The organism is Candidatus Aalborgicola defluviihabitans (assembly GCF_016705985.1).
In the GTDB taxonomy this organism is placed as follows: Bacteria; Pseudomonadota; Gammaproteobacteria; order Burkholderiales; family Burkholderiaceae_C; genus Allorhodoferax; species Allorhodoferax defluviihabitans.
The window spans coordinates 1-7652 of sequence record NZ_JADJKN010000022.1 but is presented as its reverse complement, the minus strand read 5'-3'; the positions used below and the strand labels follow the sequence as shown (position 1 = coordinate 7652).

The 7652-nt window shown below is 57.0% G+C and carries 6 protein-coding genes and 3 pseudogenes; 1 reads left to right on the top strand and 8 read right to left on the bottom strand.

The features are described 5' to 3' along the window. Positions 1-71 precede the first annotated feature (71 nt). From IPI80_RS15815 to IPI80_RS15790, 6 genes and pseudogenes are all read right to left on the bottom strand, one after another. Entirely contained in the window at positions 72-533 is a 462-nt protein-coding gene (locus tag IPI80_RS15815; RefSeq protein ID WP_413861766.1) for a hypothetical protein, read from the bottom strand. A 136-nt stretch (positions 534-669) separates the two neighbouring features. Continuing rightward, positions 670-1074, bottom strand: coding sequence for an FAD-binding oxidoreductase (locus IPI80_RS15810; protein ID WP_413861763.1), 405 nt, complete (start codon positions 1072-1074; stop codon positions 670-672). Between the two features lie 114 nt (positions 1075-1188). After that, a pseudogene (locus IPI80_RS15805) lies at positions 1189-1596 on the bottom strand (GtrA family protein). 265 nt (positions 1597-1861) lie between these two features. Further along, the gene (locus IPI80_RS15800) at positions 1862-2149 is read right to left on the bottom strand and encodes a hypothetical protein (protein WP_413861760.1); all 288 of its coding nucleotides are present in this window, start codon (positions 2147-2149) and stop codon (positions 1862-1864) included. Continuing rightward, entirely contained in the window at positions 2146-2493 is a 348-nt protein-coding gene (locus tag IPI80_RS15795; RefSeq protein ID WP_413861757.1) for a hypothetical protein, read from the bottom strand. Before IPI80_RS15795 ends, IPI80_RS15800 begins: the two co-directional genes overlap by 4 nt. Positions 2494-3310: 817 nt before the next feature. Continuing rightward, positions 3311-4558: an ISL3 family transposase gene (locus IPI80_RS15790; RefSeq protein ID WP_413861755.1), complete on the bottom strand. Its 1248-nt coding sequence runs from the start codon at positions 4556-4558 to the stop codon at positions 3311-3313. On the opposite strand from IPI80_RS15790, the gene IPI80_RS15785 reads away from it, so the two are divergent. Continuing rightward, a complete protein-coding gene (locus IPI80_RS15785; RefSeq protein ID WP_413861753.1) occupies positions 4557-5126 on the top strand; it encodes a hypothetical protein in 570 nt (189 codons plus the stop codon). The two genes, IPI80_RS15790 and IPI80_RS15785, sit on opposite strands and share 2 nt — an antisense overlap. Before the next feature lie 214 nt (positions 5127-5340). Here IPI80_RS15785 and argF read toward each other — a convergent pair. Continuing rightward, positions 5341-6292, bottom strand: a pseudogene (gene argF, locus IPI80_RS15780) (ornithine carbamoyltransferase); the annotation flags it as partial. A gap of 57 nt (positions 6293-6349) precedes the next feature. Further along, positions 6350-7530 (bottom strand): annotated as a pseudogene (locus tag IPI80_RS15775) (aminotransferase class III-fold pyridoxal phosphate-dependent enzyme); the annotation flags it as partial. Positions 7531-7652 lie beyond the last annotated feature (122 nt).

Below are 7652 nucleotides of genomic sequence, written 5' to 3'. Positions count from 1 at the left end.
GCTTCACTCATGCGGGCATCCTTTGCCAGATACAAGCGACCGCCGTGCCGCAATACAATGCTATCAGTGTGTCAGGCGGCAAATACAGAGGGTTCGGCCTTGAAGTCGAGTGCCAGCGTATAGCCTTCGGTGGGAAATGACAGAAGATTGTGGTTGGCGGCACCAAATACTTTGAGCACGGCTAGGAATGAGCCGCGCTGGGACTGGGCAATGTGTTTCAGGACCTCGCGCAGGCCGGTTACACCGGCGGCTTTGGGTAGGCCGAACTGGTGTTGCACGAAGCCGGATTTCCCGTAAATGCGGTTCCAGTTAGACAGCGCATCCAGGGGATAAAAAAAAGGTTCGAACGGAATACGACGAGTGCTTTGGCTCCGCTGCACTCGGTTGTAGTACATCGCATTAAATGCACGGACGGTAGCGTGATTGAGCAACTTAGCAGGCATGTCAAACGGCACCGGTTTTGGCCGCAGTGTCCGCACCGCAAGCTCGCCATCGGTGGCGTGTTCGCCAAGCATCAGCAGTGAGCGGCCCAAGCTGGGCCCGCTAGCCATGCAGTCGATCCAGGCCACTGAATAGGTGCTAGCGGCGTGTGCTTCGAAGGCTTCGAGTACAGCATCGAGACTAGGTGCTTTGACCGTGGTTTCCAGAATGTCGGTGGCTATGATTGGTTTAAGGTTGCAAAGTCGCGGAAAGAATGATGCCAGTCAGCCCCATGCCGCCGCAGGTGGCGTGGAACAGGTCAGGGTTTTCAGTGGGTGAGGTCATGACCCGCTCTCCATTGCCTACCAGTAGTTCAATGACGTGTACATGGGCGCTGAAAGCACCATGCACATGGTGGTTCTTACCGTGCACGTCGCTGGCAATGGCGCCGCCCAAGGTGATAAAGCGGGTGCCTGGTGTCACGGGCAAAAACCAGCCGCGCGGTGCAAAGGTGCGGAGGATGTCATCCAGCGATACTCCTGCAGCGCAGGTTAGTAACCCCGTCGTGTCGTCAAACGCTTGAAAGTGGTTGAGATAGCGGGTGCACAGCACCTGCGGGGCTGGCCCGCTGTCGCCAGCTGCAGCCTGGCCCACGCGCGATGAGCGGTGCGCTCGCGCTTCGAGCTTAGTGGCGCACTGGCTGGCGAACGGTGGCAGCGCGAGGTTGCGCGTTTAGCCTTGGGTACCGGCCCCATCCATAAAGCTCCATCACGATGTTCTCGGATCGGCGACGGCGCGGCTTACAAACACAAAGCGTTTATCCAAGTGGTACTTAATGACGTACCCCAGCGAAAGACCGATGGTGCCACCAACATAACGCATGGCGTCGGTTCCAAATATTATATGGAACTCGTACTCAACACCCCAGAAAAGTGCAGTGGTGATCACCCCCATTGCACTGTAAAGGATGAACATCCTGCCGTCATGGTCAAGCTGTCGCATGGAGCCCTAAAAGATGTGGCGTTTTTCCAGCACGTATTTGATCGGTAGGCCCGCAGCCGTGCCCACCAAAATTGACATCAGCACAGGGCGTGGTCCGGTGTAAAGCCAGATAACCAAGGCTTGACAGCCGATGTTGGCCATCGTAGCGATGGCTGCAAAGACCGCGTAAAGCACAACGATGCGAGCCGCGTTTTTCACTTCACCACCTTTGCCAACACGAAGACGGCTGCAAGCAGCGCTCCCACGATCCAACTCACGTGATCCCTCAATGCGAAGACGATAGGATCGTCATGATGTACAGCGCCAACACCATCCTGCGATGTAACCCGCGCTGCTACCCAAGCTAGAAACCAACTCCAAGTCTTGCCGTCCGTAGCCACGTCCTCGCAGAGCACCATCCAAACTGGCATCACGCAATCCTTTCAATTCACTGTATCGTTTAATCAGCGCCAAGCTGAGGAAGATAAACATTGAAAAGACGGTAGCCAGAAGACAACATCGGCACGGCCACTGCCGCAGCTCCTGCAATGATACGCATGGTGTAGAGAGAGGCGAGTGTCATTACATCGACGATGGCCAGTTGCTTTAGTCGCAGTGAATACGCAACTGTGGTTACAAAATACAGCGCCAGGCTGGCGGTAAAGATCCAGGGTAGCCACAATCCAGCCAGCGCGAAAGCTAGCACCAGGAGAAGGTAAACGCTGGAAGCCGTGAGTCCGAAAATCACGAAGGCCAGTAATGTTTGAAATAGGCTTGCGCTATCACCATAGCGGTGAGCCGCCAGTAGGGGAATGAAGACAAGCAAATTCTTCGACCTCGATGAGGACGCATGGCCGTGAATAAGGCTGTTGACAACGGCGGCTTGCCATCCTCAAATAAACGCCCGAGGTTGCCGTGACTACGAACTTGATTGATCAGGGGTTTTGATCGACTGACAACATGCGCACGCGCTGACGATTGCCAGATGCCCATGTCCGGCCAGTCGTTACCGACGTAATCAAAACCGCCCTCGCCATACCGACTCACCAAAGCATCGCGTTTGGCATCACCCTTGAGGTTGGTATCTCCCACGGTGGCCAGTCCTCGAACAGCCCCAAATGTTTTTCAACTTGATCGGCCAGCAAATGGTGGCTGGCCGTAGCTAACACATAAGGGTGCCCAAGGCCTTTTCTTCTCCGCATCCAGCACAACAGGTATTTGTTGTAAGGCAGCGTTGTTACATCTATTGATGTGGACTCGTCCAGCCGCAACTTGAGGAAACTTATACCCTTCGCAAGCCAAATCAACACCATTAAGAAGCGTAATGGATGCTCAACGAGAAAGCGACTCGCCGACTCCTGCAGCAAGTCAGTTTTGATTAACGTGCCATCTGGTCAGCTGCGATGAGATGATCAGAAGGCGTTGGGCAGTTCACAATACATTCGTGACAAAAAATAAATGGACAACTAGGATTTGCCCAGGTTCGATAAGCTAAGTATCGCACCGTAATATCATCTCCAAAAATGGGAAATCCGATTTTCGAGACTGCATGACACTCTATATAGTTTTGGCGCCAACAGACTAACCCACACATTACAGCGGCTCCTTGTTGCACAACGTAGACCAATTTGCTGGCAAAGGGCTGTGTGCCGATGATCTGTGGAGCGCTTAGCGCTTCATGCGTACAGGCGAATCGTGCGAAATGCCCCACTGGTCTGGCCGGGTAACTTGGAGCCGCCATTGTCAGGTCCTTAGCGTACCAAAGGACCAGCCCTATGCCTCAGACGATGACGATCAGACCGATCACCAGTTTGAGCGCGGTCACCCAGACTTTGGGTTCTTCGTTTGGATTCTTTTTTGCCATAGGGCGCAGCTTACCCTGAGAATGGGTGTTAAAAAACTTGCTTCGTCAGTAAAATCTGTGGGCGAGTTGCGGCTCAGGAAGCTTGCCAAGTACGTGATACAGGGCGAGTTCGGTGATTCTGAAGGTGCGAAAGCCGTAGGATTTTCTCATGGTCACTTTGACCTTGTTGTTCAAACCCTCGACAACGCCACTGGAGAACTGCTTTTTCGCCCGGAAGTAGTTGAGGATCAGCTCACGGTGGCTGCGCAAGGTCTTGGCCACCTTCTTCATCGGCTCGATCCGTGAACGCATGACCAAAGCGATCCACTGGTCCAAGAATTTGCCAGCCCAGGTGGGCGAGTCGTAGTCCCAGAATTGTTGGAACTGCTCCTTGAGCAAGTAGGCTCGCACTGTTTGCAAGTTGTACTTCAATATGTCGCGCAGGCGAACCCTCTGATTGCTGGTCAGATTCTCCCGGCGCTTGAGTACGCACCAGCGGGACTTGGCCAGAACCGGTTCATACCCATCGGCCACCAGCTTGCGTGCCTCGGCCGAACGGACATCGTTGAGCGCGTCATTCATCTTCGCCACAATGTGAAATCGATCCAATATGTTCAGTGCATTGCTGCAACGCTCACGGATCACCCGCAGGTAGGGTTTCCACATGTCGGAGCAGACGAATTCGATCTTGCCCGACAGGCCTTCTCCGATCATGTCAAAGAATCCCTCAAACGTCTTGACCGTGCGTTCCCGTCCAACCCACAGCAGCCGGGTGCAATGCGCATCAATCTGGTAGACCAGCGTCAGGTAATTGTGGCCCTTGCCGTAGGCAATCTCATCGACGCCAATGGCCTGAATCGGCCCCAGCGTACGATGCTCAAGCCCCCACGCCACCACCACTTCAACGGCCTGGCAGACCTTGTCCCAGGAGGTGCGAAACGACAGGGCTGTTTCCTTCCACGACAACTTCTTGGCCCAGTGCGCCAGGAACAGGACGTAGGCGGTGGTCATCTGGTGCTTGCCACAACCCCATGGCACTGCTTCGACAGTCACGCCACCCTGTGTGCAGCTCACCCGACGCATTCGGTACAATAGAAAAACCACAAAACCCCAGAATGGAACGAACTCGAAGCGCCTCACTGTCAAATGATAGTAGGTTGGCGCCGGGGTCTGGCAGACGGAGCACTTGCCTTTGGAGCCGACGCGCTCGCGCACCTCGACTTCGATACTTTTGCTGGCCTTGTCCAGGCGAGCCACGACATAGACAAAGCCAGGAAAGTGGTAACACTGGTTCAGTAGAGAGATCAGACGCATGCCAAAAACACCCAAGGAAAAAATCGGCTCTATCGTAGCCACGCCAGACCTGGCCACCTACTGCCCGGATTTGGCGACGTGGCCTGCAAGTTGGTGTGGCGAAGAACGTGACGTCATTCCTGGCGAACAGATCGTTGCGGTGTTCACGCCATTTCTGCTGACCCTGCTGGCCCAAGGTCTGACGCGCAAGACCCGTAACCTGCATCGCGACAACCTGTGGCTGCTCGGTGGCGAAATCATCCGAGACATCAACGACACGCCCAAGCTCAGAAAGCGGCCGGTGGGAGAGTTGATCCGCGAGGCCATCGCCAACGATGAAGGGCCACTGATCCATGGCGGCTTCTCTGAGCAGGAGCAGCGCTCGTTTGATTCGACCTGCACGAAACTCAATCGATTCCTGGCTACCCACGCCCATACCAACTTGAAGTCGGCCATGGCCAACATCGCACTGGTGTTCGTATATTGGCTGTTCAGGGTGATTCCTATTTCAACGGCTGTTGGCAAGCGAAAGCGCGTCAGGCCAAAGGCTCCAACTTGGGGAGCGGTGGGCAAGTCACGCACCGCGTAGCGGCTGTCCACGGCGGGCGCGCCATCAAATATGTAGTGATGGTGAATTCCGCCGTCGGCCACAAAAACCATCAAAATCTACCCACAGATTTCACGGACGAACCAAAAACTTTGTAGTGTCTCCCGCCTTCTTGGGTCTCGTACACGAAACTCCGCAGCTCGCACAGCAGGCGCCGCAATGGGTGCAGGCACTCATGGAGGGTCGGTCCTTGCAGCCCAAGCAGCAGGTATTCCATCAGGGCTTTTGCACATGCATGCGGTTTTCGGCCTCGTCCCAAACCACGCTTTGGCCCATCGATCACCTCGGCCTGCACCTCTTCGCCCCGGTGGGCGGGCAGACAGTGCATAAACACGGCGCCGGGTTTGGCTGCGGCCATCATCTCAGTGTCGACACACCAGGCGGCAAATGCTTTGCGGCGGGCCTCGTTTTCAGCCTCATAGCCCATGCTGGTCCAGACGTCGGTGGTGACCAGGTCGGCACCAGCGCAGGCTTCCAGTGGATTGCTATAAGTTTTGTAGCTACCTGTGCCCATTCCACGAGGTAATGGCCACTTTTTCGTCCAATTCGTAGCCGCTGGGGGTGCTCACCCGCAGGTGAAACCCCAGCGTGGCTGCGGCCTGCAGCCAGGTGTTGGCCATGTTGTTGCCGTCGCCCACCCAGGCCACGGTCTTGCCGCGCAGGTAGTTGGGGTCGATCTGCCCGCTGGCATCGGTGCCCCGGTGCTCCAGCAGGGTGAACAGGTCGGCCAGGATCTGGCAGGGGTGGAACTCATTGGTCAGGCCGTTGATGACCGGCACGCGTGAATTGGCGGCAAAGCGCTCGATCTTGGTCTGCTCAAAGGTGCGAGATCGCATCACAATATCGGTCATGCGGCTGATGACCTTGGCGCTGTCTTCAATCGGCTCGGCGCGGCCCAGCTGGCTGTCGCCCGTGGTCAGGTGCACCACGCTGCCGCCCAGCTGGTACATGCCGGCCTCAAAGCTCACGCGCGTGCGGGTGCTGGCTTTCTCGAAGATCATGGCCAGCGTGCGGTCACCCAGCGTGTGGTGCTTGTTGAAGGTTTTGAACTTCTGCTTGATCAGCGCGGCGGGTGAACAGGTGGTAGTATTCGTCGGCGGTGAAATGGCGGATTGCAGGTAGTGCCCACTGGCGGCGCCCTGGGGCAGGGTGGGGATAGCGTTGGAAGCGGTGGAGGGCGTTTGGGGTTCATGCGGCCTCCGGGGCAGGGTTTTGACCAGCGGCGCCAAGTGTCAACCACCTGGTCGGCTTCCAGCGTGGTCATGATGAGCGGAGGCATAAGCGGATCTCACCGTTTCGGCGGTCACACTGATGAGCAGGCCGGCGTTGGCGGCGCGTTGCACCAGCGCGGAGCAGGGCTCGGACAGGTCCACGCTCAGCATCAGACCAATACGGACTTCCTTCACCGCGCCACTGGCCAACTCGGCGGCAAGGGCATTCTCCAGCCTACTTTCAGATGGGCGCCTACTGTTGCCGCGTTGGCCAGCGGGTTCTGTCTTCCATCACACCCGGATGGTTTCCACCCGCGCGTATTGCCAGTGGGTTGCCGCCAAAAGTGCTGCCGTGATTGCCTGGTACAAAGATTTTGCAGCAGCCTTGGGGCCAGCCACCACCGCACCCACGGGCACGCCCGAGCCCAGGCTTCTGGCCAGTGGCATCGTCGGGCTTAATGCCCGCCCACTGGTAAACCAGCCATTTTCGGTGCGACCCATGCCACACTGCCTCGTCGATCATCAAGACAGTCACGGTCGCATCGCACGGATCTCGCACATCTCGCAGGTAGTCCATGTGCATGGGGTTGTACCGCCTTCGCCCTGGATGGCTTCAAGAACACCGCACCACGTTGGGGTTGTTGGCGGTTGCGGCTTATGAAGCTGACTCGATGCTGTTGATCGGCACGCGAATAAACGCTACCAGCGGGCCAAAGCCGGCCTGCGGGGTTACCGGTGGCGCTGGAGCGTGGCAATGGATCGACCATAGAAGGCCTTCTTACGCCTACGATCTCCTAAGGGCGCTCCAATGCCCTTGTCGTGGCCAAATTTCGCGCCAGCGAGGGCACATTCGTTGGCCTCAGCCCGGTAGAGCAAAAAATCCATTGGTCATTCCCGAGCGTTCGACCAACAACTTGGCTCGCTATTCTTGCGAGGATGTGAGCGTATGTTGGGGAGTGTGGATCAGCTTGGTCACCTGGTCCTGCCGGGGCCGCCACCAACTCCGGGTGGTTGTGGCCGTGTGTTGTTGGCAATGCCACCCAGCACATCCAGGTACTCCATGGCCATTCATCCACACGCGGCAGCGTGGCCGCTGGCATCGGGCGATGGGCAGTTGACCTGCAGGTGTTCGTCGCGTGGGGTGAAGACGGCGTGGTGGTGGGTGCGACGGTCATGCGGTAACTCGGAGTTGGCTACAAAAGAAAACGGCCCAACGATGGTTGGGCCGTTGAAGCCTGATTTTAGGCGCATCAACCACCCGCGATGGTGCTGGTGGTGGTTGGCGTGGATGTTCGGG